The organism is Avibacterium sp. 21-599 (assembly GCF_026226765.1).
Classification (GTDB): Bacteria; Pseudomonadota; Gammaproteobacteria; order Enterobacterales; family Pasteurellaceae; genus Avibacterium.
In genome coordinates this window covers 1180716-1196144 of the sequence record NZ_JAKKOB010000001.1, presented here as the reverse complement: position 1 = coordinate 1196144, position 15429 = coordinate 1180716, and the positions used below count along the sequence as shown (strand labels likewise).

The window sequence follows — 15429 nt, the reverse complement described above, 5'->3', positions numbered from 1 at the left end:
TTAATGATGTAATGTTCTTAAAATATCCGCAAAAATACCGGCTGCTGTAACGGCATTCCCCGCCCCATAACCACGTAATAATAATGGAATAGGTTGATAATAACGGGTGTAAAATGCAAGGGCATTTTCGCCATTTTTCACTTTATATAGCGGATCATCTTGCCCTACTGCCACAATAGACACTTTACATTTTCCATTTTCAATTTGTCCGACATAACGCAAAACTTTACCCTCTGCTTTTGCTTTTTCTACACGATCATTAAACTCGGCATCAAGCTGTGGTAACATTGCCATAAATTCATTCACCGATTTACCTTCCGCAAATCCTTTTGGTAACACACCTTCTACCTCTACATCGGTTAATTCCAATTGCATTCCAGCTTCACGTGCTAAAATAAGCAATTTACGTGCCACATCTTGCCCTGATAAATCATCTCGTGGATCGGGTTCAGTAAAGCCTTTTTCTCGTGCGAGTGTGGTTACTTCAGATAATGACAAACCTTCTTCTAACTTACCAAAAATAAAGGAAAGTGAGCCTGATAAAATACCGCTAAAACGAATTAACTCATCACCTGCTGCGAGTAAATTTTGCAGATTTTCAATCACAGGTAAACCTGCCCCAACATTTGTTTCATATAAGAATTTATGCTGGCTTTGGCGTGCGTTCTCACGCATTAAATGATAATAGGCAAGTTCTCTTGTGTTGGCTTTTTTATTTGGTGTAACCACGTGAAAGCCTTCACTTAATGCCCGGGCATAAAGCCCTGCCACACTTTCAGCAGAAGTACAATCAACAAAAACCGGATTCACCACGTGATGTAATTTAATGAAAGAAAGTAACACGTCAAAATCAGAAGGCTGTGTCGCATTTTCGAGATCCTCTTGCCAATGCGCTAAATTTAGCCCATTTGCATCAAGTAGCATTTTATTTGAATTTGCAATAGCGCAAACCCGAATCTCAATGTCCTTCTTTGCTAAATAATCACGCTGATTTTTTACTTGTTCAATTAACTCACTTCCCACACCGCCGACACCGACAAGAAAAATATCTACCACTTTTTTATTGTTAAAAAGTGCTTGGTGAGTTGCTTTTACCGCTTCAATCGCTTTATTTTGCGGAACAACGGCAGAAATTGACCGCTCAGAAGATCCTTGTGCGATTGCAACAATACTGATATTCGCTTGGGCTAGGGCAGAAAAGAAACGCGCGGCAATCCCTTTCGCTTGTCGCATTCCTTCGCCCACGACAGAAATAATCGAAAGATCTTTAATCACCTCAATCTCTTCCAGATCTTGATTTTTAAGCTCTTGTGCAAATTCCACTTCTAAGGCATTTTTAGCAATATCAACCGCTTTTACCGGCACACAGAAACTAATGCTATATTCAGAAGACGACTGCGTAATCAAAATAACCGACACTTTTGCTTTAGACATTGTTGAGAACACGCGCGCTGCCATTCCCACCATTCCTTGCATTCCCGGCCCTGATACATTGAACATCGCTAAATTATCTAAATTCGTGATCCCTTTTACTTGTAATTGTTCAGATTGTGCATTGCCATCAATAATTGACCCTTTGGCTTCAGGGTTACCGGTATTTTTAATTAAACAAGGGATATTAGCTTGGACAAGCGGTCCGATAGTCCGTGGGTGGATCACTTTTGCGCCAAAGTAAGAAAGTTCCATTGCCTCACGATAAGAAAGACTTGGCAATAGGCGTGCATCAGGAACCAAACGAGGATCGCAAGTAAACACACCATCTACATCCGTCCAAATTTCACAGACAGAAGCATTCAAACACGCAGCTAAACAGGCAGCAGAATAATCCGACCCATTACGTCCTAATAGTACAAGTTCCCCCTGAGCATTACCTGCGGTAAACCCTGCCATTAACACAACATTTTTCTTTGGAATACGAGTGGCATCAATACGTTTGGTCGATTCCTCAATATCCACAGAGGATTCTAAATAACTTCCTTGTGCCAATAATTTTTCCACCGGATTAATCACCGTTACTTCGTAACCACGTGCTTCAAACCACGCTTTCATCATTGCAATAGATAATTTTTCACCACGGCAATCAATGGTTGCTTTTACCGCATCGTCTAACACGCCTTTGGCACGAATTTCGGCTAATAATTCTGCAATTTGTGCAAATTCTGCATCAATCACGGCCTTACAACCGGCAAGATCAAACTTCTCATTTTCTGCATATAAGCCATTAATAATGGTATAGAAAATTTCAAGTGCTTGATTAAAATCGGTATCGGTAGGAAGGTTTTGGCTGGCTTTTTCAGAAAGGGCAACAAGATAATTTGTAATCTTCGCAGGCGCGGATAATACCCCTGCTGCTTGCTCTTCTAAATGAGCTTTTTCAATCAATCGGGCTGCTTGCGAAAAGCGTTCTGGATTGGCAAGCGATGTGCCACCGAATTTTAAAACGCGCATAGAAATCTCCTAAAAATAATGTTGTGAAAGTTAAAATACTTATAAAAAAACCCGCACTTTAGAATGCGGGTTTCTTGTGTTCCTGTGTTTAACGCACTACCCCGCCCCATTCATTGTAATAATGGTAATCATCGTGGTGGTAAGCATTGTGATAGTACGTTGCATTGTTAATTTTTTCTTAATAAAAAATGTGCTGTTAGAAATACCGAAATTTTCACGCCTTGTCAAATAGAAAATGAATAATATAGAATATTTCCTTAAGGTTTATAAAAAATAGGTTATTCCCGACAATGGATATTCAACATAATTTGCAACAGGTACAACAACATATTCAGCACGCTTGCCAACAAGCACAACGTCATTCAGCAGAAATTACCCTCCTTGCTGTGAGCAAAACCAAACCGGTCGAAGCCATTCTTACGGCTTATCAAGCTGGACAACGTCAATTTGGTGAAAATTATGTGCAAGAAGGGGTAGAAAAAATTCAACAGCTTGCTGACAACCATTTAGATCTAGAATGGCATTTTATTGGCCCATTGCAATCAAACAAAACACGTCTTGTTGCGGAACATTTTGATTGGATGCAAACCCTTGATCGTAGCAAAATTGCAGATCGTTTAAATGAACAGCGTCCTCATTATAAAAAACCACTGAATGTCCTTATTCAAATAAATATCAGTGATGAAAAAAGCAAATCAGGTATTCAGCCTACGGAAATGTTGCCTCTCGCAGAGCATATCAAAAACTTACCGCACTTATGTTTACGAGGGTTAATGGCAATTCCTGCACAGACCACCGATATTGCACAGCAAAAACACGCCTTTCAACAAATGCAACAGTTATTCCAGCAATTACAGCAGGCGTTGCCTGAATGTCAAATTGATACCCTTTCCATGGGAATGTCTGATGATCTGCATTGTGCCATTGAATATGGCGCAACAATGGTTCGCGTCGGAACAGCAATTTTTGGGGCAAGAGATTATAAAGCCTAAACTGTATAATGCTTTTTTATTCACGCTATGGCATAATGCCTGTTCGTTTAAGCAAATAAGGGGATAAATAATGCGAATTTTACATACAATGTTACGCGTAGGCGATTTAGATCGTTCAATCAAATTTTATCAAGATGTATTAGGTATGCGTTTGCTACGTACCAGTGAGAATCCCGAATATAAATATACCCTTGCATTCCTTGGCTATGGTGATGAAGAGACGTCTTCCGTTCTTGAGCTGACTTATAACTGGGGCGTCAATGAATACGAGCTAGGTAATGCCTATGGTCATATTGCTATTGGTGTTGATGACATTTATGCTACTTGTGAAGCCGTGCGTCAAGCTGGCGGTAAAGTAACCCGTGAACCCGGCCCTGTAAAAGGCGGGAAAACCGTGATCGCGTTTGTTGAAGATCCCGATGGTTATAAAATTGAATTTATCGAAAATAAAAACGCTCAAGCTGGCTTAGGCAATTAACCCCTTAAGAGTTATACAAAGTGCGGTGAAAATTTCACTTAAATTTTACACCGCACTTTTTATTAATAAATAATATGATGACTGATACCCCCACAGAACCGATAAACTATAATTTATTAAAGCACCGCTTTCGTGGTTATCTCCCTGTTGTGATTGATGTAGAAACCGCAGGCTTTAATCCACAAACAGATGCGTTGTTAGAATTAGCCGCGATTACACTAAAAATGGACGATGAGGGGTTACTGATCCCTGACCAAAAATGTCATTTTCATATTAAGCCGTTTGAAGGGGCGAATATTAACCCAGACTCATTAAAATTTAATGGCATTGATATTGATAACCCATTGCGAGGGGCAATTTCCGAAAATATCGCAATCAGTGAATTATTCAAAATGGTTCGTCAAGCACAAAAACAAGCAGAATGCCAACGTGCAATTATTGTGGCGCATAATGCCACCTTTGACCAAAGTTTTCTGATGGCAGCGGCAGAACGTGTAAAGGCAAAGCGTAACCCTTTTCACCCTTTCGCAATGTTTGATACCGCAACCTTAAGTGGTTTTATGTTTGGACAAACTGTTTTGGTAAAAGCGTGCCAAGCGGCAAATATCCCCTTTGATCATAAACAAGCACATTCAGCTTTATATGATACAGAACGCACAACGGAATTATTCTGTTATATGGTCAATCACCTTAAACAACTTGGTGGTTTCCCTCACCATATCACAGAATAAGTGCGGTAATTTTTTTATTTATTTTTTCTATTATTTTAAATAAGGACTATGCAATGTTACTCTCTAACCCTGTTGTTATCTCGATCATTGTATTGCTTGCATTAAGCCTATTGCGTATCAATGTGGTTATCGCCTTGATTATTTCCGCATTAACGGCTGGTTTATGCAGTAATCTTGATCTTAGCCAAACGATTCAAACCTTCACAGGTGGCTTAGGTGGCGGTGCCGAAGTGGCAATGAACTATGCTATTTTAGGTGCTTTTGCTGTTGCAATCTCGAAATCGGGCATCACCGATCTCCTTGCCTTTAAAGTTATCCAAAAATTAGGCCATTCGCCAACAGGGCTTTCAATGGCGAGCTTTAAATATTTTATTTTAGCCGTGCTTGTGATTTTCTCTATTTCATCACAAAACTTATTGCCTGTGCATATTGCCTTTATTCCCATTGTTATTCCTCCACTTTTAGCTATTTTCAATAAACTTAAGCTAGATCGCCGTGCGGTTGCTTGCGTGCTAACCTTTGGTTTAACCGCAACCTATATGCTTTTACCGGTGGGATTTGGGAAAATCTTTATTGAAAGCATTTTAGTAAAAAATATTAATCAGGTTGGCGAACCACTAGGCTTACACACCAGTGTTGGCGAAGTCTCTCTGGCTATGGGCTTACCTGTTATCGGAATGATCTTAGGCTTGCTCACTGCCGTATTTATTACTTATCGCAAACCGAGAGAATATGCGGTGGCAGACAAAACACTTAGCACCGCTGAAATTGAACAGCATATTGCAAATATTAAACCTTTCCACGTCATCGCAAGCCTCATTGCGATTGTGGTTACCTTTGGCTTACAGTTGTTTACCGATTCCACCATTATTGGCGGTTTAGCTGGTTTAGTCATTTTTGCCCTATGTGGTATTTTCAAACTCAAAGAAAGTAACGATATTTTCCAACAAGGCTTACGCCTTATGGCAATGATTGGCTTTGTGATGATTGCAGCCTCAGGTTTCGCAGCGGTGATCAATGCCACAGGTGGCGTAACTGAATTAGTTCAAACCTTCAGCCAAGGTTTAGGGGCAAACAATAAAGGATTAGCCGCATTCTTAATGTTAATCGTTGGATTATTTATCACAATGGGCATTGGCTCATCTTTCTCAACGGTACCAATTATTACCTCAATCTATGTGCCACTTTGCTTAACCCTTGGCTTCAGCCCACTTGCAACAGTCTCTATTGTTGGTGTCGCAGCGGCACTTGGTGATGCAGGCTCACCGGCTTCGGATTCTACATTAGGCCCAACGTCAGGCTTAAATATGGATGGCAAACACGATCACATTTGGGATTCCGTTGTCCCTACCTTTATTCACTACAATATCCCACTCATTATTTTTGGTTGGATTGCTGCAATGTATTTATAAATTATGTTATACACAAAATAAGCTACAAAAGGACATCACAAGATGTCCTTTTTTATGCGATAATTTCCCACTGCGTAAATCTCACTAAATCAATATTGAACAGAAAGATGAACAAAACCCAACTTATTCAAGCATTACGCCAAAAAATAGCACAATGCTACCAACAATATCCCGTATCAGACACACAAAAAATCTATGCAAAATTTGACCGCACTTTATTTAGTGAAGATTTTCAACATTTCAAATTTTATCGCGCAGAATTAAACAACACACTCGCCCAAATAGAACGCCTGCAAGAAAACGAACACACTCAGTGTCAATTTTATACTGAAAAACTGCTCGCCCAGCTGCAAGCCTTATTAGATGCCCTCAAACAACACAAAAGAAGAGATAAAAAAACCTTTACTAATCCTTCTCCACAATCAGCTCAAAACAAACAACAGCACGCCATCCATCGTCTTCCACCAAGAGAACGATTAGCTAAATATTACGAAGCCTTACAAGCATTAAACCAAAAAATCGCTCACCAACAAGATCAATATATCCAAACACAAAACGAATTAAAAAAACAACAACTTCAGCAACTTATCCGCCACACAGAACAACGCCGTACCCGTTGTTTAGAAGCGATTGAATTATTAGAAGAGCATTTAGATAATACGCAATAGAAAATCTCCGTATCAAAACACGGGCTTTATTTTTCAGAATAGGCTTTCCATTTTAACATTCGCTCAATAATTGTGATTAATTCTGCGCGTTCATAACTATCTAAACCGTGCAATAATTGTTCTAATTGTCTTGCTTGATCCATTGAACGATTACTACTACTTGTTAATAAATCCGCAATTTCACAATGAAAGATTTCTGATAATTCTAATAAACGCAAAATATTAGGTACAGACTTGCCTCGTTCCATTCTTGACACCGCATCATTACTAATATCTAAAATTTCTGCCAACTGTGCTTGGGTCAATCCTACTGCTTGACGATATTTTGCAATCGCTTGACCTATTGTAAGTAGTAGCTGTTCATCTTTATCAAGCATTGTTCCCTCTCCTTATAATAAAGAGAGAATAATAGATATTGACTTCTATACATAAATAGCGGAACATACTTACATTAGATCCTTAACATCTAATATCATATTTATTACAAATCTATTTTTGAGCGAAAAGCGAAAAGCGAAAAGCGAAAAGCGAAAAGCGAAAAGCGAAAAGCGAAAAGCGAAAAGCGAAAAGCGAAAAGCGAAAAGCGAAAAGCGAAAAAATTTTTATTGGACGACACAACCTGACGCAAGTCTTTTTTAACTTAATTTAAAATAACTTTTAATGAGTAGCCCATAAGTGAAAAGTTATGAAGAAAACGCATCAGCTTGCACAACGCTTAAGCATAATTTTATCCCAGCTCAATTTGGGAAAACGTCTTGATATTAATGAGACCCTATCCCAAATTCTGTGTAAACACCCATTTCAACTTAACGGTGATCGTCGAGGCGATCACCAAAATCAATCATAAAACGATTCATTGCCTGTTTCCAGTTTTGAATCGGCATTGTCCATTTCTTTGACGCATCTTTCATCGCCAGCCATATTACCTTGAACACCGACTCATCCGTCGGGAATACATTGCGTTTTTTAATGACTCGCCGAATCACGCTATTGAGTGACTCCACCGCATTGGTGGTATAAATCGCTTTGCGAATATCCGACGGATAATCAAAAAATGTCGCGATATTCGCCCAATTCTCTTCCCAACCTCTCGCTACAAGCGGGTATTTTTCCTGCCATTTTTGCGAAAGTGCGGTCAAATTCTCGCGTGCTTGCATCTCCGTCGGGGCTTGATACACCTGTTTTAAATCCGCAGTCACCGCCTTGTAATCTTTCCATGACACATATTTCAAACTATTACGCACCAAATGCACAATGCAAAGCTGAATCTTGGTTTGGGGATAAACGGCATTAATGGCGTCAGGAAAGCCTTTTAAACCGTCCACACACGCAATTAAAATGTCTTTTAAACCGCGATTTTGCAGCTCTGTTAGCACGTTTGCCCAGAACTTCGCGCCTTCGTTTTCGGCAATCCAGAGTCCGAGTAATTCTTTATGCCCCTCCAAATTCACACCCAACGCCACAAAGACGGACTTGTTGATAATCCGCCCGTCTTGACGCACTTTGACCACGATGCAATCCAAATAAACAATCGGATACACCGCATCAAGCGGGCGATTTTGCCATTCCAAGACGCGCTCTTTAACCGAATCTGTCACGCGAGAAATCAAGCTCGTTGACACATCAGCATCATAGAGTTCTTTGAACATTTCGACGATTTCTTGATTGCTTAAGCCTTTGGCATATAAGGCGATAATCTGCTCGTCCATTCCGGTAATTCGGGTTTGGTTTTTCTTGATAAGCTGCGGTTCAAAGGTACCCTCACGGTCACGAGGGGTATCAATTTCCATTTCACCCTCATCACACATCACAGTTTTGGACGTATAGCCGTTACGCGCATTTTTGCCTTTTCGTGGCTGATGTTTTTCATAACCAAGGTGGTCAGTCAGTTCCACGTTTAGGGCGGCTTCGACCGTGATTTTTTTGAGCATTCGAGAAAACTGATTAAGGTCTTCCGGCGTTTTGAGGTTTTTGGCAAATTCTGCTGCCAAGGCGTGGAGTTGTTTTTCGTTCATAATAAAATACCTGTATCTAATGTATTATCTCAGAAACAGGCATTTACACAAATTGTGGGAGAGGCTCTTTAGCATTTATAGTCATAACCCTTAAAAAGTTTAAATGACTTCTATTTTTTTATATAAATATATGTGATACTGTCACTATTTTCTTTTTTGTCTAATTTAAATGATGTTTTATTATCAAAATAAGGATTAATTTCATCAATGATTATTTTTTCAAGTATTCTTTTTTCTTTGAAAAATGTGAATATAAAGCCATTAAATAATCTAAGGTTTAATTTATTATTATGAGAGATTTGAATAAATCCTACTACAGGTTTATTTGAAATTTTCAATACAATAGAATTTATATTCTCTAGAGGAATGTGATGACATATTTGTCTATTTTTGAAAACAATGATTGAATCTTCATAAAGTTTTATGCTATATTTTGAACTTATGACAAATTGGTTTATTATAAGAAGAAGTATAAAGGAAATACCAAGTATAAGCCCATAAACTTTAGAAATATCAATAACAGAAGGTTTTTTGACAATGTCATAATTAAATATTTGTTCAATAAAAGGAGCTATTAAGAAAAAAAGGACTATCCAAACTGACATTGCTAAAATCAGCTTGCTTATTGTTAAAGCTTTAAACTCATATTGACTATTATATTGTTTCATATTGAAGTTATTTAAACTTTTTTTGGAAAATAAAAAAGGGTTGGCGAAATTTGTATTGCAAAACCTAATCATTTCAAAGTCATCCCTATGATGTATAAAATACTCGACAAAGATACAATAAAAAATGAAATAATTCCACATTTGCCACGAGCAAAAAGAGGCTTTCAAATAACGGTTCCTTTAGAAGAAGTGGTAAATGCTATTATTTTCAAAGAAAAAACACTTTCGTGGCAATCGGTCTATTACCATTATCGAAAATGGTAATAGACCGACACCTTAAAGGGTTTATGGTGTAAAATATTAGAAAAATCCGATCGCTTGCACGGCGTACTATTGAGTTAATTTTTAAAGAACAAAAAACGTATTTTACACAAATGCCGTCTGAAAATTGGGTTGCCGTTACGTTTCAAACTAAAAATCATTTATTCATTTTTACTTTTTTCAAAAAGAAAGAGGAGTTTATTTAAAAACTTCTTAGATGATGGTGTTTTTTGTTATTTTAAAAATCGAGCCTCTCCCACAATTTGTGTAAATGCCTGTTTCTGAGATAATACATTAGATACAGGTATTTTATTATGAACGAAAAACAACTCCACGCCTTGGCAGCAGAATTTGCCAAAAACCTCAAAACGCCGGAAGACCTTAATCAGTTTTCTCGAATGCTCAAAAAAATCACGGTCGAAGCCGCCCTAAACGTGGAACTGACTGACCACCTTGGTTATGAAAAACATCAGCCACGAAAAGGCAAAAATGCGCGTAACGGCTATACGTCCAAAACTGTGATGTGTGATGAGGGTGAAATGGAAATTGATACCCCTCGTGACCGTGAGGGTACCTTTGAACCGCAGCTTATCAAGAAAAACCAAACCCGAATTACCGGAATGGACGAGCAGATTATCGCCTTATATGCCAAAGGCTTAAGCAATCAAGAAATCGTCGAAATGTTCAAAGAACTCTATGATGCTGATGTGTCAACGAGCTTGATTTCTCGCGTGACAGATTCGGTTAAAGAGCGCGTCTTGGAATGGCAAAATCGCCCGCTTGATGCGGTGTATCCGATTGTTTATTTGGATTGCATCGTGGTCAAAGTGCGTCAAGACGGGCGGATTATCAACAAGTCCGTCTTTGTGGCGTTGGGTGTGAATTTGGAGGGGCATAAAGAATTACTCGGACTCTGGATTGCCGAAAACGAAGGCGCGAAGTTCTGGGCAAACGTGCTAACAGAGCTGCAAAATCGCGGTTTAAAAGACATTTTAATTGCGTGTGTGGACGGTTTAAAAGGCTTTCCTGACGCCATTAATGCCGTTTATCCCCAAACCAAGATTCAGCTTTGCATTGTGCATTTGGTGCGTAATAGTTTGAAATATGTGTCATGGAAAGATTACAAGGCGGTGACTGCGGATTTAAAACAGGTGTATCAAGCCCCGACGGAGATGCAAGCACGCGAGAATTTGACCGCACTTTCGCAAAAATGGCAGGAAAAATACCCGCTTGTAGCGAGAGGTTGGGAGGAGAATTGGGCGAATATCGCGACATTTTTTGATTATCCGTCGGATATTCGCAAAGCGATTTATACCACCAATGCGGTGGAGTCACTCAATAGCGTGATTCGGCGAGTCATTAAAAAACGCAATGTATTCCCGACGGATGAGTCGGTGTTCAAGGTAATATGGCTGGCGATGAAAGATGTGTCAAAGAAATGGACAATGCCGATTCAAAACTGGAAACAGGCAATGAATCGTTTTATGATTGATTTTGGTGATCGCCTCGACGATCACCGTTAAGTTGAAATGGGTGTTTACACAGAATTTGGGATAGGGTCGATTAATCTTCCTAATCTTATCACTCACTTCAAACAAAACCGAGATACCCAAAACTACTCCGACAACTTTAAACTCCGTATCCACCGCGCATTAAGTTGGTTGAAGCAGGCTGAAGCCACTGAAGATTTAGATACTAAATTTATTTTTCTTTGGATAGCATTTAATTCTGCCTATGCTAAAGAAATTAAGAATTTAGAAAATAAAGAGCGGGTTAATTTAAATGAGTTTTTATTACGAATTTGTAGTTTAGATGAAGAGCAAACTATTTATACTCTAGTATGGAAAAATTTTTCCCAGCCTATTCGTTTACTTACAAATAATCAATTTATTTTTCAGCCATTTTGGCGTTTTCATAATGGCGATATTACCGAACGGCAATACCTTAAAGAAGAGAAAGATGAACAAAGACATTTGCTTTCTGCATTAGAAAAACAAAATACACCTCAAATTTTGTCTATATTATTTGGGCGTCTTTATACGCTAAGAAATCAGATTATTCACGGTGGTGCAACTTTTAATAGTTCTGTTAACCGTGAGCAATTAAAGGTAAGTTGCCAACTTCTTTCTTTATTTTTACCCACAATGCTTGAAATTATGATGAATAACTACGATAAATTAGATTGGGGTAAACCGTTTTATCCATTGATAAAAAATAAATAAAAGCGCATCACTAATCATACAAAAAAAATAAAGCAGGTATTTAACCCTGCTTTATATTTATGTCATTTTTAATGAATATTATTTTGTATAACGTCTAAAAACTAAGGTTGCATTGGTGCCGCCAAAACCAAAGCTGTTTGACATCACGGTATTTAAGCCCGCATTTTCTTTGGTTTTTGTTACGATATTCATCCCTTCAGCTTGTGGATCAAGGGTTTCAATGTTAATGCTTGGGGCAATAAAATCGTTATCTAACATTAATAATGTGTAGATGGCTTCGTGCGCACCTGCAGCACCTAAGGAGTGTCCTGTCATTGATTTTGTGGACGAAATCGCAGGTTGGCTTTCACCGAATACGTTTTTAATTGCACCAAGTTCTTTCACATCACCAACGGGTGTTGACGTGCCGTGTACGTTGATGTAATCAATCGGAGTATCTACGGTTGCCATTGCTTGTTTCATACAACGCTCTGCCCCTTCTCCACTCGGAGCGACCATATCATAACCATCTGAAGTTGCGCCATAGCCTACGATTTCTGCATAAATTTTTGCACCACGAGCAAGGGCGTGTTCTAATTCTTCAACGACAACCACCGCGCCACCACCTGCGATAACAAAACCATCACGGTTTGCATCATAAGCGCGAGAAGCTTTCTCTGGCGTATCATTATATTTTGTCGAAACCGCACCCATTGCATCAAACTCTGTTGCACATTCCCAAGAAAGTTCCTCTGCACCACCTGCAAATACGATATCTTGTTTGCCTAATTGGATTAATTCTAGTGCGTGTCCAATACAATGTGCTGAAGTCGCACAAGCTGAACTAATGCTGTAATTAACACCACGAATTTTATAAGGGGTCGCTAAACAGGCTGAAACGCTTGATGCCATTGTTTTGGTTACCGCATAAGGCCCAACGGCTTTTACACCACGAGGCCCACGCACAGCATCACACGCGATTAATTGGTTATGTGCTGAACCTGTTCCAGCACCAATGACCAAGCCTGTACGATCGTTAGAAACCTGTTCTTCTGTTAATCCGGCATCTTCAATGGCTTCTTTCATTGAAAGATACGCATAAGCGGCTGCATCGCCCATAAAACGGTAAACTTTACGGTCAATTAATTCTGAAGGAGTAATTTTAAGTGTTCCTGCGATATGGCTACGCATACCCATTTCGACAAATTCTGGCACTAATTCAATGCCTGATTTGCCCGCTTTTAATGAAGCTAGCACTTCTTCTTTATTGTTACCGATACTAGAAATGACGCCGAAACCAGTAATTACCGCTCTTTTCATAAATTATTCCTTTTGGGTTGAAAGAGTAAATAGATTTGTCGGTCGCTAACTTACTACGAAATGAAAATATTGCAAGCATTTCTTTGAAGGTTCGACCAATCCAGAAAATTCCGTTATTATAGCAAACTCAATCAGTACAACAAAGATAACCACACCGATGTTTAAACTTAATCACGCCGAGATTTATTTTAACCAAGAAAAAACACCTGTTTCCGCTACATTTGATGATGTTTATTTCTCTAATCAAGATGGATTGGCAGAAAGTCGCTATGTTTTTCAAGAAGGAAATCAATTGTGGCAACGTTGGCAAGATTTTGAACAATCTCATTTTGTGATCGGAGAAACAGGCTTTGGTACAGGGCTGAATTTTTTTGCCGTAACCACGCTCTTTCGCCAATTTAGACAAGCTCACCCCCATAGCCCATTAAAACGTCTGTTCTTTATTTCTTTTGAAAAATATCCATTGAATCAAACCCAGTTAGCCGAAACGCACCTGCCTTATGCGGAGTTTACTGAGTTAAGCCAGCAACTTTGCCAACACTGGCAACCAATGATTAGTGGCTGCCAGCGTTTTCATTTTAATGAAAGCACATTAGATGTTTGGTTTGGCGATATCGCAGACAACTTACCGCAACTTGGTGATTATATGCAAAACCGTATTGATGCGTGGTTTTTAGATGGCTTTTCTCCGAGTAAAAACCCGCAAATGTGGAACGCGCAACTTTATACTGCAATGTTCAATTATTGTAAACCTAATGGAACATTTGCCACCTTTACGGCAGCCAGTGCGGTGCGAAAAGGGTTAGAAAATGCAGGGTTTTGCGTACATAAACGCAAAGGCTATGGCAAAAAGCGTGAATGTTTAGCTGGCGTAAAACCAGAAAATGACAAAAAAAATCACCGCACTTTGGCAATCTTAACCCCTTGGTATTTGGCTCAATCAGCTCGGCTGAGCAAACAGCGCCCTAGCAAAGTAGATCAACAAGATATTGCCATTGTCGGCGGGGGAATTGCTTCCGCCTTTACTGCGCTGTCTTTATTACAACGAGGCGCAAACATCACCTTATATTGCGAAGACGAACAAACCGCCCTCAATGCTTCTGGCAATAAACAAGGGGCATTTTATCCACAACTGAGTGATGATGATAAACGTAATATTCGTTTTTATATCCACGCATTTTTATATGGGCAACAGCAATTACATTGGGCTATTAAACAGGGGATCGAATTTGAACACGCTTTTTGTGGCGTTGCCCTTTGTGCTTATGATCATAAAAGTGCGGTAAAATTAGATAAAATTTCTGCGTTAGATTTGCCTGAAACCTTATTCCAACCACTTTCCCAAACTGAATTAAGCGAAAAAGTCGGTTTACCACTGCCTTGTGGTGGGGCATTTCTTCCACAAGGGGCTTGGCTTGCTCCTCGTCAATTAGTGCAAAATTTATTTAGCTATCTAGCCGAACAGGGCGTAAGCATAAAAACATCGCAAAAAATTACCGCACTTTCACTGCAAGATGAAAATTGGCAATTGACCAATGCACAGGGTGAAACCTTTTCTCATCACATTGCCATTATTGCCAATGGACATCAGCTAAAAAACTTTCATCAAACGAAAGAATTGCCGGTTTATCCCGTGCGTGGGCAAGTGAGCCAAATTCCCACAACACCACAATTAAAGCAACTGAATGCCGTGCTTTGCTATGACGGTTATCTCACCCCTGCCGATCAACATCAAACGAGCCATTGCATTGGGGCGAGCCACGTTCGCGATAATCAAGATCGTCAATTCAGCTCACAAGAACAGCAACAAAATCAATATAAAATTCAACATAATCTTGCGGGGGCTGAATGGGTGAACGCGATCGATACATCTGACAATCTTGCCCGTGTTGGCGTGCGTTGTGCGGTGCGAGATCGTATTCCAATGGTCGGTAACGTGCCAGATTTTACTCAACAAGTAGCAGACTACAATAATTTGTTCAATCTTCGCCGCCGCAAACAGCCCATTCCACCAGCCGCAATACATCGTAATCTTTATTTAATCGGGGCATTAGGCTCAAGGGGATTAACTTCCGCCCCTTTACTTGGCGAAGTCCTTGCATCATTAATTTACGGCGAACCCCTGCCATTAAGTGAAGATATTTTGCATCAACTCAGCCCAAATCGTAGTTGGATAAGGAAATTGCTAAAAGGCACGCCCGTTGCATAAACAAAAAAGGCGAACCTGATGTTCGC

General features: G+C 39.5%; 13 protein-coding genes and 1 pseudogene. 9 read left to right on the top strand and 5 right to left on the bottom strand.

The genetic code is table 11. The features are described from left to right. Positions 1-2448: a bifunctional aspartate kinase/homoserine dehydrogenase I gene (gene thrA, locus L5B83_RS05915; RefSeq protein ID WP_265777860.1), complete on the bottom strand. Its 2448-nt coding sequence runs from the start codon at positions 2446-2448 to the stop codon at positions 1-3. Positions 2449-2738: 290 nt separating this feature from the next. Between thrA and L5B83_RS05910 the strand changes: the two genes are divergently transcribed. The 5 genes from L5B83_RS05910 (at position 2739) to priC (ending at position 6729) form a co-directional block, all read left to right on the top strand. Beyond that, positions 2739-3440: a YggS family pyridoxal phosphate-dependent enzyme gene (locus L5B83_RS05910; RefSeq protein ID WP_265777859.1), complete on the top strand. Its 702-nt coding sequence runs from the start codon at positions 2739-2741 to the stop codon at positions 3438-3440. A 70-nt stretch (positions 3441-3510) separates the two neighbouring features. Then, positions 3511-3918 carry a lactoylglutathione lyase gene (gene gloA, locus L5B83_RS05905; protein WP_250349699.1) on the top strand — a complete coding sequence of 136 codons (408 nt, stop codon included), beginning with the start codon at positions 3511-3513 and terminating at the stop codon, positions 3916-3918. 77 nt (positions 3919-3995) lie between these two features. Beyond that, positions 3996-4649 (top strand): ribonuclease T, encoded by a 654-nt coding sequence (rnt, locus tag L5B83_RS05900; RefSeq protein WP_250351661.1) that lies wholly within the window; start codon positions 3996-3998, stop codon positions 4647-4649. Positions 4650-4702: 53 nt separating this feature from the next. Continuing rightward, positions 4703-6061, top strand: coding sequence for a Na+/H+ antiporter family protein (locus L5B83_RS05895; RefSeq protein ID WP_265777858.1), 1359 nt, complete (start codon positions 4703-4705; stop codon positions 6059-6061). 107 nt (positions 6062-6168) lie between these two features. After that, positions 6169-6729, top strand: coding sequence for a primosomal replication protein PriC (priC, locus tag L5B83_RS05890; RefSeq protein WP_265777857.1), 561 nt, complete (start codon positions 6169-6171; stop codon positions 6727-6729). A 26-nt stretch (positions 6730-6755) separates the two neighbouring features. On the opposite strand, the gene L5B83_RS05885 is transcribed toward priC, so the two are convergent. The 3 genes from L5B83_RS05885 to L5B83_RS05875 form a co-directional block, all read right to left on the bottom strand. Then, positions 6756-7106 carry a helix-turn-helix domain-containing protein gene (locus tag L5B83_RS05885; RefSeq protein ID WP_250349696.1) on the bottom strand — a complete coding sequence of 117 codons (351 nt, stop codon included), beginning with the start codon at positions 7104-7106 and terminating at the stop codon, positions 6756-6758. A 429-nt stretch (positions 7107-7535) separates the two neighbouring features. Beyond that, a complete protein-coding gene (locus L5B83_RS05880; RefSeq protein ID WP_265777856.1) occupies positions 7536-8744 on the bottom strand; it encodes an IS256 family transposase in 1209 nt (402 codons plus the stop codon). Positions 8745-8854: 110 nt separating this feature from the next. Then, positions 8855-9412: a hypothetical protein gene (locus L5B83_RS05875; RefSeq protein WP_265777855.1), complete on the bottom strand. Its 558-nt coding sequence runs from the start codon at positions 9410-9412 to the stop codon at positions 8855-8857. A gap of 87 nt (positions 9413-9499) precedes the next feature. Here L5B83_RS05875 and L5B83_RS12420 point away from each other — a divergent pair. From L5B83_RS12420 to L5B83_RS05865, 3 genes and pseudogenes are all read left to right on the top strand, one after another. Continuing rightward, positions 9500-9673: pseudogene (locus L5B83_RS12420) on the top strand (IS5/IS1182 family transposase); the annotation flags it as partial. Between the two features lie 314 nt (positions 9674-9987). Next, positions 9988-11196 carry an IS256 family transposase gene (locus tag L5B83_RS05870; protein WP_265777854.1) on the top strand — a complete coding sequence of 403 codons (1209 nt, stop codon included), beginning with the start codon at positions 9988-9990 and terminating at the stop codon, positions 11194-11196. Between the two features lie 6 nt (positions 11197-11202). After that, positions 11203-11895 (top strand): HEPN domain-containing protein, encoded by a 693-nt coding sequence (locus tag L5B83_RS05865; RefSeq protein WP_265777853.1) that lies wholly within the window; start codon positions 11203-11205, stop codon positions 11893-11895. Between the two features lie 78 nt (positions 11896-11973). Here the strand turns inward: L5B83_RS05865 and fabB are convergent, their stop codons facing one another. Then, entirely contained in the window at positions 11974-13194 is a 1221-nt protein-coding gene (gene fabB / locus L5B83_RS05860; protein WP_250349687.1) for a beta-ketoacyl-ACP synthase I, read from the bottom strand. 157 nt (positions 13195-13351) lie between these two features. Between fabB and mnmC the strand changes: the two genes are divergently transcribed. Continuing rightward, complete coding sequence (gene mnmC / locus L5B83_RS05855; RefSeq protein ID WP_265777852.1) at positions 13352-15403, top strand: bifunctional tRNA (5-methylaminomethyl-2-thiouridine)(34)-methyltransferase MnmD/FAD-dependent 5-carboxymethylaminomethyl-2-thiouridine(34) oxidoreductase MnmC; 2052 nt, start codon at positions 13352-13354, stop codon at positions 15401-15403. Positions 15404-15429: the final 26 nt, after the last annotated feature.

What these genes read in the sequence shown, in the direction of transcription:
- L5B83_RS05885 (WP_250349696.1), bottom strand. Translation starts at nt 7,106, where the DNA reads ATGCTTGATAAAGATGAACAGCTACTACTTACAATAGGTCAAGCGATT.
- mnmC (WP_265777852.1), top strand. Translation starts at nt 13,352, where the DNA reads ATGTTTAAACTTAATCACGCCGAGATTTATTTTAACCAAGAAAAAACA.
- priC (WP_265777857.1), top strand. Translation starts at nt 6,169, where the DNA reads ATGAACAAAACCCAACTTATTCAAGCATTACGCCAAAAAATAGCACAA.
- L5B83_RS05895 (WP_265777858.1), top strand. Translation starts at nt 4,703, where the DNA reads ATGTTACTCTCTAACCCTGTTGTTATCTCGATCATTGTATTGCTTGCA.
- L5B83_RS05865 (WP_265777853.1), top strand. Translation starts at nt 11,203, where the DNA reads ATGGGTGTTTACACAGAATTTGGGATAGGGTCGATTAATCTTCCTAAT.
- rnt (WP_250351661.1), top strand. Translation starts at nt 3,996, where the DNA reads ATGACTGATACCCCCACAGAACCGATAAACTATAATTTATTAAAGCAC.
- L5B83_RS05910 (WP_265777859.1), top strand. Translation starts at nt 2,739, where the DNA reads ATGGATATTCAACATAATTTGCAACAGGTACAACAACATATTCAGCAC.
- gloA (WP_250349699.1), top strand. Translation starts at nt 3,511, where the DNA reads ATGCGAATTTTACATACAATGTTACGCGTAGGCGATTTAGATCGTTCA.
- L5B83_RS05870 (WP_265777854.1), top strand. Translation starts at nt 9,988, where the DNA reads ATGAACGAAAAACAACTCCACGCCTTGGCAGCAGAATTTGCCAAAAAC.
- L5B83_RS05875 (WP_265777855.1), bottom strand. Translation starts at nt 9,412, where the DNA reads ATGAAACAATATAATAGTCAATATGAGTTTAAAGCTTTAACAATAAGC.
- thrA (WP_265777860.1), bottom strand. Translation starts at nt 2,448, where the DNA reads ATGCGCGTTTTAAAATTCGGTGGCACATCGCTTGCCAATCCAGAACGC.
- fabB (WP_250349687.1), bottom strand. Translation starts at nt 13,194, where the DNA reads ATGAAAAGAGCGGTAATTACTGGTTTCGGCGTCATTTCTAGTATCGGT.
- L5B83_RS05880 (WP_265777856.1), bottom strand. Translation starts at nt 8,744, where the DNA reads ATGAACGAAAAACAACTCCACGCCTTGGCAGCAGAATTTGCCAAAAAC.